This is a genomic window from Paenibacillus sp. FSL L8-0435 (genome assembly GCF_037965655.1).
GTDB lineage: Bacteria > Bacillota > Bacilli > Paenibacillales > Paenibacillaceae > Paenibacillus.
In genome coordinates, this window is sequence record NZ_CP150185.1 from 4,705,712 (window position 1) to 4,723,123 (window position 17,412).

The following is a 17,412-nucleotide window of genomic DNA, read 5'->3' on the forward strand; positions in this document are numbered from 1 at the left end:
GTCCGCTTGGTAGAGATGTCAGCGGTGTAGTTCTCACTATAGCGCTAAGACTCTGCATTTGTAACTAGGCTGATGGAAGCAAACATGAAATGGAACATTCTGCCCATGATTCGTAAAAAAGTCCATCAACTACCACTCGGAGGCCTCTGGGATACCTCTGATTCCCAAACACTAATATTTGCTCGAATTGCATGGATTAGATGCCTGCTGATCTTGCACTTCTGGAACCTTTATTGTTATGTGCAACGCGGGTACAGGCATCGTTTTCCGTTTGAACACATACCCCATTAAACGCGAGTCATATGTTAAAGTTGCGGACCTTTTTACAGTATTAACCATAAAGATTACAAAATTGATACTATAGTCCGATAACGCATCAGCGATATTCCGCGTCACATCAAGGTTTTCTGAAAAATGCAGAAAATCAAAAAAGGACGTCAGTCCCCCTCTATAGGACTGTGCCCATTTATAACCCTTTTACAAAAACCTAAATGAACGCCCGGTCATCACCCAGAGGTCACAGATCTCTCACATTAAATGTAAAAAAGCACATCTTATTTCCTAATTTCTGCCTCTAATATAGCTAATCCATAATTGTGTCCAATTTTCAAAATAATTCCGGTTGCCGCATTTCGAATTGTCAGATATGCTTATAAAACAAGAACACTTGTTCCATACTGTAAATAAACTGTTAATTATCGATGTTCAAATGAACAAATGAAGATAATGAATGCTTAACAGAAGAGCTTAGCATCACGGATAAGGAGAGAAGTCTTATGCCCCGCCAAGACAGACGTGTCATCATGCTGGCAGACTGCCAGTCATTCTATGCCAGTGTGGAGAAGTCTGCACATCCCGAATACAATGACCGCCCCCTCGTTGTTGCGGGAGATCCGGCTCGCCGTTCGGGTATTATTCTTGCGGCCTGCCCACTCGCCAAGTCCTATGGAATTACGACAGCAGAACGACTGGGCGAAGCGCTCGCCAAATGTCCGGATGTTGTTGTTGTTCGCCCCCGGATGGCCGAGTACATTCGGGTGTCCCTTCATATTACGCGTATCCTTCAGTCTTACACCGATCTGGTGGAACCCTATAGTATTGATGAACAGTTCCTCGATGTCACCGGAAGCCTGGATCTGTTTGGCAGTCCCGAGACGATTGCACGCAGCATTCAATCCAGAGTGATGGATGAGACGGGTGTATACATTCGGATCGGCATCAGTGATACCAAGGTTGTTAGCAAGATGGCCTGTGATCTGTACGCCAAGAAAGTCCCCGGGGGCATCTGCACGCTGCCTCGCAAAGATCTGCCTTCAACCATCTGGAAGAAGCCTGTGCGAGACATGTTCATGGTTGGTTCCCGCATGGCGCAGCATCTCTACAAGATGGGGGTCCATACGATCGGTGATCTGGCCCAGACCCCACTGTCCCGACTAAGAGAACGTTGGGGGGTGAATGGCGAGGTACTGTGGCGTATTGCCCGTGGTATCGACGATTCTCCGGTCAAACCCGGGACATATGCTCATCAGCAGCAGGGGATCGGACATCAGATGACGCTGCCCCGGGACTATGACTCCTGGGAAGATATCAAAGTGGTACTGCTTGAACTGGCGGAACTCGTCAGTCGACGTTCCCGGGACAAATCACTCATGGGCCATGTGGTCTCGGTTGGATGTCGCGGACAGGATTATGATCGGCCAACCGGTTTCTCCCGCCAGATGAAGGTGAATGAACCCACCAACATTACGGATGAAGTATATGATGCAGCCGCAGCTCTGTTCCTGCGCCATTGGGACGGATTACCCATCCGCCGTATCAGCGTGTCACTGACCGGACTTGTACCCGATTCCGAAGTACAGCTGTCCTGGTTTGATGATCGTGAACGTAAAAGAGAATTGGAACGTGCCACGGATGATATCAAGCGCAGGTACGGAGAAACCGCCATTATGCGGGCATCCTCCCTCTGCTCGTCCGCGCAAGCCCATGAACGTTCTCATAAAATTGGAGGTCATTATAAATGAGTAAAAAATTGCAACAAAACGGTATCTTCGAATCCTCACGCATGATGCTTCCCGAACACCGGGAAGCCTATATTCTTCATCAGGAACAGCTTGCTCCTCGTACCCGCCCATCCCTGGATGCCCAGGCCGCAGAAGAAATGTCCCGTTTGCTTAGTAACTCGATGACGCTTGGAGATAAGGTCACTATTACGTTGTTTCACGAACATGACGATATCCGTTACACGGGGCAGGTGCTTCGGCTGGACCGCCCTGCCCGAACCCTCAGACTACTGATGGAAGATGGGTCCCGGAATATTCAGATGAACCTCATTACAGATGTGGCCCTAGCCGATGACTGAAGGGAGATATACTCACCCCGATGTTGTGGATATTCCATGATAGATGCAGCATCCCCGTTGCCATGCAGGACTGTCTTCCTACACTTCCAAGTGAATACCAAAAGTAGCCGACGAGACATATCCAGACCATTCACTTCGTTCTAAAGAAGCAAAATATCAGATACGTGATTCATCGGCTACATATAAGGGTAAAGCTTCTTTTTTCTGAAAAACTTTTAGAAAAAGCTCCAGTCAAATTCCTTCGACAGACGCTCGAGCAGATGCACGCCGGCAATACTGTTGCCTTTGCGGTTCAGAGCCGGGCCAACAAGACCTATGCCGAATTGTCCCGGTACAAGGGTCAGTATCCCTCCAGATACTCCACTTTTGGCGGGCAATCCGACCTCGATGGCAAATTCGCCTGATGCATTATACATACCACAGGTGGTCATGAAGGTTTTGGCAATCTGAACATAGCGACGAGGGATGAGTTCTTCTCCCGTAATTGGGTCTCTTCCATTATAGGCCAGAACGAGTGACATTCGAGACAGATCTGCACACGTCACTTCAATGGAGCAATGACGGAAATACACGGCAAGCACGTCTTCAACGTCATCCTTAATGACTCCGTTGTGCTTCAAAAAGTAGCCAAGTGAACGATTCATATGACCACTCTCCGATTCGGACTGGAATACCTCTTCGTTATAGCCCAGACGATCATTGTGTGCCAGTTTGCGGAAAAACTCCAGAATGCGCCGTGACTTCTCCTCCTTACAGTCTCCTCCAACAAGCGAGGACACCGTAATCGCACCCGCATTAATCAAGGGATTAAATGGAATACCGGGTTCGACTAGTTCAAGCTTAACCATCGAATCGTAATCGTCGCCTGTGGGTTCTTTTCCTACATTAAAGAAGACCGCTTCTTCTCCATGATCCATTAAAGCCAGAATAAGGGTAAATACTTTGGAGATACTTTGCATCGTAAATGGGACACCGCAATCCCCTGCCGACACATAGTTCCCTTCAGCGTCCATGATATGTATACCAAGCTCATCCTGAGAGGCTTTGACAAGCTCTGGAATATAAGAAGCCACCTTACCCTGCCCGGTGTGCAAACGACTGGTCTCCAGCCACTCCGGCAGCAATGCATTCAGACGTTCCATGGTTGAATTGCTCATATGTCATCTCCTCCACATCTCTATATAAGAAAGCATCTGATTACCCTCAGAACAGTTCCTTTACCGATTTATTTGAAGGTTCAACTCCAAAATCTCACCAGGAAGACCATCGTAATCGCCTATCCAGGTGGATACAAAGTTCTGTCTGGTCAAGATCCGGCGGGAAGCAGCGTTACCTGGATCGATAACTGCATAGAGTGATCCCATCCCTGCGGCTTGTGCCTGTATAATCAACCGTGACGCTATGGATGTGCCTTGACCTTTGCCCCAATGTTCAGGCAGGATCATGTAACCTATCTCAGCCCTGGTCGGGTCCTCCTGATCCGGAATCAATTTGGCATACGCTACACCGGCCCCATCTTCACTGAATACCCGGTAATGTCCGCAAGTGGAACGCTCATTAAACTCCAGCATGGACTCGAATTGTGTTCTCGCCTCTTGCTCAGGTATTGCACGTTCTGTAATCTGTTTCATTACTTCCATATTGGAAACCAATGCATAATAATCATCAAAATCAGGTTGTGTGTATTTAATGAACTTCATGATATGCCTCCTCTGGGGTACATAACTTGGTCTTAGTCTTGATGAATTCACCTAGAGTATAACAGATGCGAATGATGGAATGCACACAAGGCACCACGCTTGCAGGCAGCCAGATGGTCCGATAGGCTAACAGTCCGGCAATCTGACAACTGTAGATACCAAAAAGCGGCCTCATCTGGAGACCGCTTTGTTTACTTTATTTTTTAATTTGCTTTTTAAGATGAAGAAATATTCTCTGTTCCGTACTTCCAGTGCATGTTGTTAGCTTGCCCGTGATGAAGGGTTAAGATTCATCTGTTTTTCACGTTGACGTGCACGACGACCTTCACCTGGAGGGGTGATGATCAGTGCGAGCAACAACGAGACAGCGCAGAGTACAGCAATCACGATGAAGGTTAAATGGAATCCGCCCAGCAGGGCGCTGATGAATGATCCAGCCAAAGCACCAAATCCAAATCCCTGATAGATGACACCATAGTTTTTGCTCTGATTTTTCAGTCCGAAGTAATCGGCCACAATCGCCGGGAATACCGTAATGTTACCGCCAAAGCAGAATGCAACGGCCGCCACACATGCGAAGAAGATCCCGAAGGTCAGTGGAACCAGACTAAGTGTCATGACCGCTACGGCTGTAACCAGCAGCGCACCAGCGATGACTTTCATTCGTCCTACTTTATCCGACAGCGCACCGAGAATAATACGTCCTGCCGTGTTAAAGATCGCAACCATGGCCACTGCGTTCGCAGCGGTAGCTACATCAAGACCTGCAAGCTGTACACCGATATCTTTGACAATACCTATCAGATACAAACCGCTCATACACGCCGTGAAGAAAATAACAAACAGCATGTACGCTTCTTTTGTACGCAGCATCTCTTTCACCGTGTAATCATGACGTGCCACGACTTGTTTGGATCCTTCCTTGCTTGCCGGAGCCTGTTCACGAACAACCGCTTCACGGATCAGGAATGATCCCGCAACGACCAGAACCAGAACGATAATGCCCCAGTACATAAATGCCTGAGCAGGACCAACGGCACCAATCAATGCCGTGTTCACATATTTGAACAATAAACTACCAGTACCAAAGGCTCCGACCGAGATCCCCGAGATCAGACCTTTACGCTCCGGGAACCATTTGATCAGATTAGACAGCGACGTAATGTACGCCGTACCATCTGCAAAACCAACGACAAATCCAGCCAAAATGTACAGCAGTGTTAACGAGGTGACTTGGGAACTCAGAATAAGACCCAGCCCAAGCACAACCCCGGCTACACGGATCAGGCGCTGAAGACCCCAACGTTCCTGCAACCGGCCTGCAAACAATGTGGCAAATGCCAAAGCAAAACTGGTAATTGAAAAAGTTATCGCGACCGAGCTGACGTCCCATCCGAAACGATCAGACAACGGTTGATTAAATAAACTCCAAGTATAGATGGTTCCAAGACCCATTTGTACAATGATGGTCCCCAAAACAATAAGCCAGCGGTTCATTTTTGTAGGTGCAGATGTTGATTCAGGTGTTGATGAAACGGATGAAATTGTTGCTTTCATCGTGATCTCCCCTTTGCCGATGTCATATACATGAATGCGTTCACAAGCTAATCATACATGAAAGGGGATTCATCACACCGTTTTGAGCATGAGTTGCATCAGATGCGGAATGAACTGCTTCTAGATGCGCATGAGTTGCCTGAATTCTTTGACCTTCCCGCGACTCACGGGCACTTCAGCTTCCAAATCGCGCAGACGGAGCAGATACGTATTGTTAAACCAAGGTACAATTTCACGGATTTGCGACAGATTTACGACGTACGAACGGTGGCAGCGAAAGAACATATCCTGTGGCAGACGGCTGTGAAAATCCGATATGCTCACTGGCATGGTGAACTCCCCATTTTTGGTATATACCTTCGTCACTTTCTCTTGCGCTTCCGCATAGTAGATGTCTGCCGTATCCGTAACAATAATATTGTCATTCCGCAGCAGATTAATTCTTCTGTCTGTATGGGAATTCGTATCTCGTTCTCGTAACAGATCTCCCTGTACAGCAGATCCGTCCACCATAGTAGCTGGTCCATCCTCAACATGTTTCTCCATCGGCGTATGATCACGTTTGAATGCGAGCTCCAGCTTATGGAGCATTGCAGCAATTCGTTTCTCGTCATACGGCTTCAGAATATAATCAAACGCCTCCAACTCAAAAGCTTCAGCTGCATGTTCCTTGTACGCCGTAGTAAATACAATATAGGGTTTAATTGCAAACTTCCCAATATGATGGGCCAGCATCATGCCATCCAGCGAGGGAATATTAATATCGAGGAAAATGACGTCAATTTCTTGTTCCTGCAAAAACTTAAGTACATCCAGCCCGTCTTCAAGGCGATCCACCACCTCAATCTGACTATGTTCCTGGATTAAATAATTCAATTCCTCACTTGCCAGAATCTCGTCTTCCACAATAAGAGCTCTCATTGATCCATCATCACCTTGTTACGACATCTCCTTTGGGCACATCAAATAAAATATCGGTTCCTTGTTCCAGCCTAGTAATGGTTACACCTTGTCCGTAAATAAGTTTGACTCGGCGATGCACATTATATAGCCCGATCTGGTTACCAGGCATACGGTCGTGGTAGACACGTTCAATAATATCTGCACTGATGCCTGCTCCTGTATCACTGACACTGATTCGTACAAACTCCGGATAATCCTGTACCCGAATTCGAATAGTCCCGGGTCCTTTCACCTTGAGAATGCCATGAATAATTGCATTTTCGACGAGCGGTTGGATAACAAGACTCGGAATATGCACCGCGACCTCATCAATCTCATAGATCACATTCAGTCGGCTGCCGAAGCGGGCTTTCTCAATTTCTACATAATTACGGACCTGCTCCAGTTCCTTATGAATATCAATTAACTCATCCGACAGCTCCAGATTGTAACGCATGTACCCGGATAGGTTCACAATCAGCTCCCGCGCTCGATCCGGTTTGGTTCGGATGGACGATGCAATCGCATTTAGCGCATTAAACAGAAAGTGAGGATGAATGGTCGTCTGTAAAGCACGGAGCTCTGCTTTGTTCGCAGCAGCCTTGATCTCTTCTACCCGTGATACCTCCATCTGAGTGGAAATGATCTGCGACAGACCTACAGCCATCGTTTGCAAAGGATACGTAATTTTATACGCTTTGCGATAATAGATTTTGAGCGCACCTGTAATGTCTCCTCGTTCTTTGAGCGGAATGATTAACAGCGAGTGGATATCGGGAGTTTTTTCATCAATCACATCATTACTGATCGTAATCTCCCCGCTGGATATCGTCTTCTTGGTCATCTCACTTATAATTTCATTACCGATATGATAGCGTTCCTCACCAAATCCTACATAAGCCAGTACATTCCGGGTATCCGTAATTGCAACCGCATCAGCCTGAATATCCTCCTGGATAATCCGGCAGATTTTGCGCAGAGAATCCTCATCAATTGAACGGAAATACGGCAAGGTTTTGTTCGCAATCTCCAATGCAAGCTTCGCCTGACGGGCTGCAATCATTTCCTTTTCCCCTTCAACACTCTGCACCAAGAGCACAATAAGCCCAATGTTGACTTCACCCAGAATCATAGGCAGCGCAATCTTCGAAACAATGTCGGCACCCAGAGGATCGGGATAGGAAAATAGCAGGATCAGTAACATCGTGAGAGCTTCACAGATCATTCCGGCACCAATACCGATAATCCATCGCTTGGGCTTGGGCGTGTACTTATGTATATATCCAGAGACCAGACCTGCCAGGATACTTGTGATCAGACAAGGTATAGCTGTGACTCCATCCATATCGATCAAATACCGATGCACCCCGGAGACAATCCCCGTAATAATACCCACAGGCCCTCCGAACAAAATACCACCCGATAACACGGCGATGATCCGTACATTCACCAGTGAACCTTCAACATTAATGCCCGTATATGTCCCAAAGATGGCAAAAGCACAGAATAACAAGGTAACCGCAATATATTCCTGCCACCTTAATTTCCCCTTTTGTAGAATCTGCCTAAACCTTGGCACCCTCGACAGAAAGAATAAAAATATAATCAACAGCGCCGCCCGTTCAAATAAACCCAGCAGCATCGTAAACATCTCCAATCGTACTTCCTCCACATCTGTCCAAAATAAAAACATGTCTCATTGTAACGCAATTTCCTTCATCTCGTATGCAACAGTTTACCGCTCCCCCCGGAGGAAAGCAAAGTCCATCCTGTGAAAATGCATCAACCATACTGCACCATTCACACTATATTTCATCCCTTAACTTCTATGAAAATCTGCGTTTCCAGAAAAACCTATGTTATAATTAGTTGTCATGTTATTCCAATTGTTTAATGAAATTAATACAGAAAGGTGTTCATGCATGCTTGCAATTCTAATCTTAGGTTCACTTCTACTTTTTAGCCTAATATGGCTTACCCTATATGCTGTCTCCAGACGATCCAATAACCCTGATCGCTCAACAAGACTTGTCCTGCAAATTATTATATTTATCTCAATCCTGATCTTACTTGTGCAAGACTACATACTCAAAGAATATCCATATAACAGCACTATAATTGTAGTTCTAATCATAACTTTAATCATCCTCAGCTCTTTTCCTGATCAAAGTAAGAGTGCAGCGGATGAAAATACATAAACACCATTTAAAGCCCAACTAAAACCTTCTTCATCCCTACCTCCACCAAAAAAAGGGGGTGTTCCATCATGTCATCTGCATGACTTAATGGAACACCCTTCTTTACATTACCACACCAACTTGAGTGTAATTTGGCTTTTCTAAAGTACTTTCGTTTACACAACAACGGAGAGGGCAGAACCAATCTGAAGAAGCGAAGCGTGCGCCTTTATCCCCGGATTTTACCCTTTAGAAAAGGGAATCAAAAAAATCCGGGGATAACAGCGATCGAAAGATGGTACTGCACTCGTAGTGCCCCCGTGTAAACAAAGCTCTTTAACCCACCCAACATTACACCAAATCCCTACCTAAACATCCCCCACAGCTTAATCAAATGAAACGTATTGTTTGGATCAATCTTCTGCGCGAGCACAAACGCAACAAACTGCTCCTCCTGCGCCGGAGAGAAATTCTCATTCATAATGACAGCGGAAGACTTAACCAACCTTCTGACCTTAGCCTTATCTTGCAGATCAGACTTGGTTACGCCATCAATCAACTTTTTGATACGCTCTTTGACAGCGGGATTTTTCATCTTTAATTTGATCCGCTCCACCAGCTGCGGACTAATTCCATATTGTTGGTAACCCAAAACGTATAGCACCTCCCAAAAGAATGAACTCACTTCTTATTCATATGTCGGGAGGGCTTGTACACTTGTCATTTTTTACAAAGGTAATACGAAAAACTCGCTATTATGGCATACATTAGTCAATCAGATCACCCTTGAATACTTGCTGTTGCTGCAGGAAATCACGCAGAGGTGCATAGTCCATAGAGGTCCAGAAGGTCGCATCCTCAATTAAGTGGGTCACGTCATCTCTGGCCTGTTCCAGCACAGCAAAATCGGCAACCATATCGGCAAGACGGAACTCAGGCAATCCGCTTTGTTTGGTACCAAAGAAATCACCCGGACCCCGGAGATCGAGGTCACGCCGGGATACCTCGAATCCATCCTCCGTTTCCGTCATAACCTTCATACGTTCCTGTCCAACCTCCGTCTTGGGATCAGCAATGAGTACACAATAGGAAGCATGCGCACCACGACCGACCCGACCACGAAGCTGATGCAGCTGGGAGAGACCGAAGCGGTCCGCGTCCATAATGACCATCAACGTGGCATTTGGCACATCGACCCCGACCTCGACAACGGTGGTGGAGACAAGCAACTGAATATCATTGCTATAGAAGTCTCGCATCATCTCTTCTTTCTCCGCGGCTGTCATCCGTCCATGCAGCAGACCTACACGATATTTTGGAAAGTTCTGCTGCATCTGCACATGCAGATCAATGGCATTCTGCACATCCAGCTTCTCCGACTCTTCAATGAGTGGACAGATCAGATAGGCCTGACGCCCCTGATCCACTTCTCTGGATATAAACCCGAGCACCCGCTCCATCATATCGTGCTTGACCCAATACGTGGAGATGGGAATCCTTCCCTTCGGACGTTCCGAGATCGTGGATACCTCAATATCCCCAAAAGCTGTAATGGCCAGTGTCCGTGGAATTGGCGTTGCCGTCATCGTTAACACATCCGGGTTATATCCTTTGCGTCGTAAAACGCTGCGCTGATTCACCCCGAAGCGATGCTGCTCGTCCGTCACCACAAGACCCAGATCACGGAAGAAAACATCTTCCTGAATCAGGGCGTGTGTACCCACCACGATATCAATCATGCCCATTTGCAACGAGGCAATCAGATCTTTACGTTTACGTCCATTTACACTGCCCGTTAACAGCCCCACAGTTACCCCAAACGGTTCAAACAGCTTTTGCAGTGAGCGCATATGCTGCTCCGCCAGAATCTCTGTAGGCACCATCAGAGCCCCTTGGAAACCGGATCGAACAGTTGTGTATAGCGCAATTGCCGCAATAACCGTTTTACCCGATCCCACATCACCCTGCAATAACCGATTCATGGCATAGGGCGAACGCATATCATGCAGAATTTCAAGCTCCACCTTTTTCTGAGCATCTGTTAATTCAAAAGGTAAACTTCGTACAAACTCACGGATTGTCGTATTGTCCGTGGTATGCACTACACCATCCATGCGATTCCGGTTGAGCGCGCGATACGCCTGCATTTTCAACTGGAACAGAAACAGCTCTTCATACACCATCCGCTGTCTGGCCTGCTGACCTTCCCGGTTGTCCTGTGGACGATGAATTCCCGCAATCGCTTGTTTACGGGGCATCAAGCTGTATTTCTTCATCAAGGGCTGAGGCAGAATCTCAGGAATCATATCTCCGAATTGGATTAATCCCTGATTGATCGTTTTCCTCATCCATTGTTGCGTCAACTTGCCGGTTACCGAGTATACAGGTTGCAGTGTACCTGAACGCCCATCCCCTTTATCGGGGAACTCCGAGTCAGTGACCGTCATCTGCATACGTTTTTGTTCCCATTTCCCTGTGATCACAATCTCCCGATTGGGCGTAAGCTGCTCTTTGAGGAAATGGCGATTGAACCACGTTGCTGTAATCATCCACTCTTCCGTCATGATCTTACAGGTCAGACGGGACTTTTTACCGTATCGTTGTAATACAGGAATACCCATCACCTGTCCCTGGACCGTGATCTTGTCCCCATCCTTCACTTCACTAAGGGAACGCAGACGATAATCCTCGTAACGGAACGGATAGTACTCAAGCAAGTCTTTAACAGTAGAGATGCCAAAGGCGTGAAGCTCCCCCTCTTTGAGAGCACTCACGCCGTTAATTTGCTTAACTGATATTTCTTCCAATTTCATGTCTAATCCCTCATTCCGGAACAGGCCACATAAAGATCGCAATGACACCAGGTCCAACATGACTGCCTATTACGGCTCCAATATTGGTATAGATCACTTCATTCAGTGTAAAATGACCCCGCAGCTGCTCTGCACAAGCGATCGCTGATCCCGGGTCAGCGGTATGACCTACCGCCAGGTTAACCCGTTTGCCTGCAAGATCCTTCTGGAACAGCTCAATAATGCGTGCCATTGCTTTTTTATGACCTCTGACTTTCTCAACTGCGTAGATAACGCCTTCTTCATCAATAGACAGGATCGGCTTAATGTTAAGCAACGTTCCCAAAATGGCTGAAGCTTTGCCAATCCGACCGCCTTTTTGCAGATACTCAAGGGTATCCACGAGAAAGAACAATTTGCGAGATTGTTGCATCCCTTCAATGGCAGTAGTGATTTCGACTGCTGACTTGCCCTGTTCGGCAAGTTCAGCAGCCTGTACTACCATTAGACCGTATCCATACGATGCTGACTTCGAATCCAGCACGGTGATGTCACCCTCACGCTCCAGCAAAGACTTGCCAAGCATGGCCGATTGGTAGGTACCACTCATGCCGGATGACAGGTGGATCGATACAATCGGGCGTTCCGGGTTCTCATCAAGAAGTGTTTGGTACACATTCATGAAGTCAGTTGGAGATGGCTGTGAAGTTGTAGGCAACACAGATACCTTCTTCAATTTTTCGTAGAACTGTTCAGAAGTCAGATCAACGCCATCTGCATAGGTCTCTTCACCGAAAAGAACACGCAGCGGAACAATATGAATCCCGTATTTGCGAATGAGTTCTTCGGGAATATCCGCCGTACTGTCTGTTACTATCGCAACCTTGTGGCTCATGACTCTCCTCCTCTTCGCTAGAGTGCTATAAGTACATGTTCAAAAAGTCAACTAGAGACTTTTTGAACAACCTTTATTAGGACTCTACGGAGAACAAATAATAATATACAGGCTGTCCTCCAAGATGTACCTCTACCTCAGCATCAGGATACTGTACTTCAAGCCATGCAGCGAGGGCAGCAGTAACCTCAGGGTCAGCTTCGTCCCCTTCAAGGATTGTCACCACTTCATCTCCACTCTCCATCATCTGTTTGAGCAGACCTTCACATGCTTGAAGCATGGTTTCATCCGTCGCTACAATTTTGGAGTTATGAATACCGATATAGTGCCCCGCCTTAATATCTAATTCATCGTATTGCGTATCACGAACCGCATGAGTCACTTGACCGGACTGTACCCGGCTAATGGCCTCCAACATTTGGTCACGGTTTGTTTCCGCAGACTCATCTTCCTGGAAAGCAAAGGCAGCAGCCATCCCCTGTGGAATGGTTTTGCTTGGAATAACCGTAATCCGGCGCTCATCTTCAAGCAGTTCACGAGCCTGCTCCGCAGCCAGTACAATATTCGAGTTATTCGGGAGTATAAATACCTGCTCCGCAGCAATGGAACGAACGGCTTTTACAAAATCCTCAGTACTCGGATTCATCGTCTGTCCACCGGACAGAACCACATCAACACCAAGACTTTGGAAAATCTCTGCAATACCGTCACCGGAGGATACCGCAATAAAACCATACGGTGCCATCTCATCTGCAGGAAGCACAGCCTCTTCCATACTGCGCGCTGCCTCAGGTGGAATCTCTGCAAACAATTCAGGTGATGGAGCAATGTCCATGCCTGCTGTGAGGAGATCCCGATGTTGTTCACGCATATTGAGAATATGAATCTGTGTAATCTCACCATAATGCAGCGCCAGGTTTAATACATCGCCTGGTGTCTTGGAATGGACATGAACTTTGATGACTTCATCATCGGCAATGATAATGATCGAATCCCCATTAACTGACAACGCTTTCCGGAATGCTTCGTCATCAAATGCCACTCCTGCGTTCTCTCCAAGCTCACGGTTAATGAAGAATTCCATATCATACAGGAATTCAATATCTTCCGTTTCCAGTCTCGCCTGAGCAGACAATGGCATCTCCGGTGCAATCACCTGCTGCTGTGCAGGCTTCTTGATATCCACTTCTGTTGGTGCAGCCGGTTTCAAAGCAGATGCTGCCACGGATGAGGTTACTTCTTTGTTCAGCGAAGTACGACTCCCTCCGTCACTTTGCAGCAATACTTCCATAAAGCCCTCGTAGATATATACAAGCCCCTGACCACCTGAATCCACAACACCAACCTGTTTCAGTACAGGCAGTAATTCCGGAGTCATTGCCAGTGCTTCTTTTGCTTTTAACAAAACTTCATTCATTAATTCAGTAATATCATTCGTCCGTCTTGCGTAGTAGTTGGCATGTTTCGCCGCTTCCTTGGCTACGGTAAGAATGGTCCCTTCAACGGGCTTTACGACTGCTTTGTAAGCTGCGTCAACACCGTTCTGCAGGGCTGCTGCAAATTGGAGCGTATTCAGTTCCTCATAGGGAGCAGCTGAACGACTAAAACCACGGAACAATTGCGACAGAATAACTCCTGAATTCCCCCGTGCGCCCATAAGCAGGCCTTTCGATAGAATACCGGCAGCTTCGCCGATGGAGGCAGAACTTTTTCTTTTAATCTCTGCGACTCCTGCACTCATTGTCAAATTCATGTTCGTTCCCGTGTCACCATCCGGCACAGGGAAAACATTCAGGGAATTGACGTGCTCTGCATGCTGTCCAAGTTGTTCCGCTCCGGCAAGTACCATTGCGGTGAAATCTGTTCCATTTAAAGAACGTATACTCAAGTGAGAATTCCCCTTCCTAGCTTGATACACGAACACCTTGCACCAAGATGTGTCTGGTCTGTTCATGCGCTAACGCGGACTGCGTTATTCTTCGTCCATACCTTGTCCGGCACAGGCATACAATACAACATGTCAGCCGGATTAACGGTCTGGGCGGCCGGACTACCAATATCCTGCACTCTCTGCACCCCTAACTTCGGGGCATACGGATATGCACCGGTATCAAGAGCCGGCATGAATGCCGCATGGAGACTGGTGCCAATGATGGAATGCCGCAGCTCACAGCGTTGCCAAAAAGCAGACCACCGACCTCTAAGTACGGTTTATTCTCCGACTTCCTCGCGGCAACAGCCTGTTCACCACTGTATTATGGACTACTCAACATTGTACTATATTAGACAGGAGAAATAAATAAAGTTTTTGGATCAGTTGACGAAGCTTTTTTAATTATGATATTATATTCAAGTATTGTTTTATGCAGGTTAAGTAATGGAAATGATCCGGTTCATGCCGGCTTAAACAACGCCATTAGCTACTGAAACCTGATCTTTATGATCAGGAAGAACAATTTAGCCCTTATGGAATGACTTTTCGTTTCTGAAGGCAACTGGTTATTTTAGGATAGGAGGTGTAATCTATGTCTCGCAAATGTTATGTGACAGGTAAGAAACCGGGCACCGGTAACCACGTATCCCACGCTAACAACCGTAACCGTCGTACTTGGGGCGTAAACGTTCAGAAGGTCCGCATTCTCGTTGACGGCAAACCAAAACGTGTATACGTAAGCACCCGTGCACTGAAAGCCGGTAAAGTGACTCGCGTATAATCACGCAAAGCTACTATAAATCGGGTAAGCAAAAAGCACCTTGTTCCTTGCAGGTGCTTTTTTGGTATTCAAAAAAAGGATTCTTGAATACGCTCATTAACATGTGAATGGCCGCCGCATGGCGCTTCGCAGGTACGAATTCCAGATAAGCCTGAGCCAAAGCGGCGGTATTCCCTGTTACCTTATCAATCGGATCAGTTCTTTTGAAACGTATTAAGTATCGCCTTTACAAACCCTCCCAAAAACTTCGGCAGTTTGAATGTGTAAAATTTCATAATTCACCCTCCCCATCATGCTCATGCGTCCGCCGTATCCTATGCTTCAGGCCTTCTTCACCTCAAACACGACAAAAAAGGCTACATGAGAAACCTGCTCATGTAACCATATTTATGCGGAACCTTCGATCCCTATTCCACAATGACAAGCCCGAAGATCAGTTCATTTACGTTTGGGAAGGAATATATTGATAGACAGCGATCATGAAAACACTCAGTACATAATACAGTATGCTGAATATGACAAAAGTAACCCGATGTCCGGTACGATCAAATTTGCGGAAATACATAATAACAACGCCTACCCCGATTAATGACGTAATGGCATTAAACGGGGATTGAATAACCGCAAACAAAGCAAGCACAAGTCCCGTCACGAGACTCGCAGCCATCGTCCACAGTGTCTCCTTGAAGGTCATAGATCAGCCTCCGTAGCTACGGCGAATTTCAGTAATCGCTGCAGCGCGATCCTCACGTCCAAATACGGCACTCCCGGCAACGAGCACATCTGCTCCAGCCTCCACTACAAGTGGAGCTGTATCGGCTGCAATCCCGCCATCTACTTCGATATGTACATCATGGCGTCCCTTTTCGTTCAACCAGGTACGAATCTGCTTGATTTTGTTCATGGTACCCGAGATAAATGCCTGTCCGCCAAAGCCAGGATTGACCGTCATAACAAGAACCATGTCCACATCATCCAGAACTTCGAGAATGGCAGACGCTGGCGTTCCTGGATTAAGGGCAACTCCTGCCTTCACTCCTTGCTCCTTAATGAGATGAATAACGCGGTGCAAATGCACACAAGCCTCAGCATGAACAGTAATTACCGCTGCACCCGCTTTGGCAAATTCCTCAACATAACGCTCCGGATTCTCAATCATCAAATGCACATCGAGCGGCAAGCTTGTATGTGGAGCAATTGCCTTCACAATAGCAGGTCCAAGTGTAATATTAGGGACGAAATGACCGTCCATAACGTCAACATGAATCCAGTCTCCTCCTGCAGCTTGGGCTTCTGCAACTTCCGCACCAAGGCGGGCAAAATCAGCTGATAATATCGATGGGGCAATTTTAATCATGTTAATACCTCCGCTTCTTATCTTTCATTTCGGTCAGGAACAGCACATAGTGCTGATATCGGCTTTCGGAGATCAGACCTTCCTCTTTGGCCGCAAGCACACGACAGCCTGGTTCATGTGTATGGGTACAACCTCGGAATTTGCACTGATCTGCAAACTGGGCGAATTCCCGGAAACAAGTGGAGAGTTCCTCCACACCGATCTCCAGAAAGTCCAGTTGGCTGAATCCTGGCGTATCCGCAACAAATCCACCATTATCCAACGGAATAAGCTCCACGTGCCTGGTGGTGTGTTTCCCTCGCCCCAGACGCATGCTGATTGCATTTGTCTCCAGCGTCAGGCCCGGCATCAATGCATTTAACATCGAAGACTTGCCTACACCGGATTGTCCGGAGAATACGCTGATCTTACCAGCCAGACGATCTCTGAGCAATTCACTTCCTTCACCGGTACGTGAACTTGTGGAAATCACTTCATAACCAACCTGTTCATACAATGCTTTCACTTCAGCAACAGTGTCTTTGGATGGATCAGCCAAATCCAGTTTGGTCAAAACAATGAGTGCATCCAGCCCCGCCTGCTCGATGTGAACAAGGAACTTGTCCAACAGGTTCAGGTTCATATCCGGTTCCTTCACAGAGAACACGAGAACAGCCAAACTTACATTCGCTACAGGAGGACGGATAAGTTCCGTCTCACGCTTCCGAATTTCATCAACCGTTCCTTCTCCGTTCTCAGTCAACATGTAGCTGACGCGATCACCTACAAGCGGTGACGTTCCCCGCTTTCTGAAGATACCTCTGGCTCGACATTGAACGGCGGAACCTTCAACCGAAGGAACCCCGTTGTCTTCCACTGGCATGACATAATAGTAACCGCTTAGCGCTTTAACGATGATACCTTCTGGCATAGCTCCGTC

The 17,412-nt window shown here is 47.0% G+C and carries 16 protein-coding genes; 3 read left to right on the forward strand and 13 right to left on the reverse strand.

From position 1 onward, the window contains the following. Nucleotides 1-776: 776 nt before the first annotated feature. Nucleotides 777-2,021, forward strand: coding sequence for a DNA polymerase IV (locus NST33_RS20945; protein WP_339177784.1), 1,245 nt, complete (start codon nucleotides 777-779; stop codon nucleotides 2,019-2,021). After that, nucleotides 2,018-2,359: a YolD-like family protein gene (locus NST33_RS20950; RefSeq protein WP_339304934.1), complete on the forward strand. Its 342-nt coding sequence runs from the start codon at nucleotides 2,018-2,020 to the stop codon at nucleotides 2,357-2,359. The genes NST33_RS20945 and NST33_RS20950 overlap by 4 nt, the downstream gene beginning before the upstream one ends. Nucleotides 2,360-2,574: 215 nt before the next feature. On the opposite strand, the gene glsA is transcribed toward NST33_RS20950, so the two are convergent. The 9 genes from glsA to NST33_RS20995 form a co-directional block, all read right to left on the reverse strand. Beyond that, entirely contained in the window at nucleotides 2,575-3,516 is a 942-nt protein-coding gene (gene glsA / locus NST33_RS20955) for a glutaminase A (protein WP_339304935.1), read from the reverse strand. Between the two features lie 60 nt (nucleotides 3,517-3,576). After that, nucleotides 3,577-4,059 carry a GNAT family N-acetyltransferase gene (locus NST33_RS20960; RefSeq protein WP_339177788.1) on the reverse strand — a complete coding sequence of 161 codons (483 nt, stop codon included), beginning with the start codon at nucleotides 4,057-4,059 and terminating at the stop codon, nucleotides 3,577-3,579. A gap of 261 nt (nucleotides 4,060-4,320) precedes the next feature. Further along, the gene (locus NST33_RS20965; RefSeq protein WP_036675050.1) at nucleotides 4,321-5,556 is read right to left on the reverse strand and encodes an OFA family MFS transporter; all 1,236 of its coding nucleotides are present in this window, start codon (nucleotides 5,554-5,556) and stop codon (nucleotides 4,321-4,323) included. 180 nt (nucleotides 5,557-5,736) lie between these two features. Then, nucleotides 5,737-6,537, reverse strand: coding sequence for a LytTR family DNA-binding domain-containing protein (locus NST33_RS20970; protein WP_339304937.1), 801 nt, complete (start codon nucleotides 6,535-6,537; stop codon nucleotides 5,737-5,739). A gap of 10 nt (nucleotides 6,538-6,547) precedes the next feature. After that, nucleotides 6,548-8,200 carry a sensor histidine kinase gene (locus tag NST33_RS20975; RefSeq protein WP_339308735.1) on the reverse strand — a complete coding sequence of 551 codons (1,653 nt, stop codon included), beginning with the start codon at nucleotides 8,198-8,200 and terminating at the stop codon, nucleotides 6,548-6,550. Nucleotides 8,201-9,099: 899 nt separating this feature from the next. Further along, nucleotides 9,100-9,387: a stage VI sporulation protein F gene (locus NST33_RS20980; RefSeq protein ID WP_036614589.1), complete on the reverse strand. Its 288-nt coding sequence runs from the start codon at nucleotides 9,385-9,387 to the stop codon at nucleotides 9,100-9,102. Nucleotides 9,388-9,502: 115 nt separating this feature from the next. Beyond that, a complete protein-coding gene (gene recG / locus NST33_RS20985) occupies nucleotides 9,503-11,548 on the reverse strand; it encodes an ATP-dependent DNA helicase RecG (RefSeq protein WP_221825296.1) in 2,046 nt (681 codons plus the stop codon). A 10-nt stretch (nucleotides 11,549-11,558) separates the two neighbouring features. Then, nucleotides 11,559-12,422, reverse strand: coding sequence for a DegV family protein (locus NST33_RS20990; protein ID WP_339177795.1), 864 nt, complete (start codon nucleotides 12,420-12,422; stop codon nucleotides 11,559-11,561). A 76-nt stretch (nucleotides 12,423-12,498) separates the two neighbouring features. Beyond that, on the reverse strand, nucleotides 12,499-14,310 hold the full coding sequence (locus tag NST33_RS20995; protein WP_221825302.1) for a DAK2 domain-containing protein: 1,812 nt from the start codon (nucleotides 14,308-14,310) through the stop codon (nucleotides 12,499-12,501). Nucleotides 14,311-14,947: 637 nt separating this feature from the next. Here NST33_RS20995 and rpmB point away from each other — a divergent pair. Beyond that, a complete protein-coding gene (rpmB, locus tag NST33_RS21000) occupies nucleotides 14,948-15,136 on the forward strand; it encodes a 50S ribosomal protein L28 (protein WP_017687459.1) in 189 nt (62 codons plus the stop codon). A 194-nt stretch (nucleotides 15,137-15,330) separates the two neighbouring features. Here rpmB and spoVM read toward each other — a convergent pair whose 3' ends face one another. The 4 genes from spoVM to rsgA form a co-directional block, all read right to left on the reverse strand. Next, nucleotides 15,331-15,411, reverse strand: a complete 81-nt coding sequence (gene spoVM, locus NST33_RS21005; RefSeq protein ID WP_019424875.1) for a stage V sporulation protein SpoVM — start codon at nucleotides 15,409-15,411, stop codon at nucleotides 15,331-15,333. A 167-nt stretch (nucleotides 15,412-15,578) separates the two neighbouring features. After that, on the reverse strand, nucleotides 15,579-15,830 hold the full coding sequence (locus NST33_RS21010; RefSeq protein WP_221825304.1) for a hypothetical protein: 252 nt from the start codon (nucleotides 15,828-15,830) through the stop codon (nucleotides 15,579-15,581). Nucleotides 15,831-15,833: 3 nt separating this feature from the next. Beyond that, complete coding sequence (rpe, locus tag NST33_RS21015) at nucleotides 15,834-16,493, reverse strand: ribulose-phosphate 3-epimerase (protein WP_017687456.1); 660 nt, start codon at nucleotides 16,491-16,493, stop codon at nucleotides 15,834-15,836. 1 nt (nucleotide 16,494) lies between these two features. Next, nucleotides 16,495-17,403, reverse strand: coding sequence for a ribosome small subunit-dependent GTPase A (gene rsgA / locus NST33_RS21020; protein ID WP_047843681.1), 909 nt, complete (start codon nucleotides 17,401-17,403; stop codon nucleotides 16,495-16,497). Nucleotides 17,404-17,412: the final 9 nt, after the last annotated feature.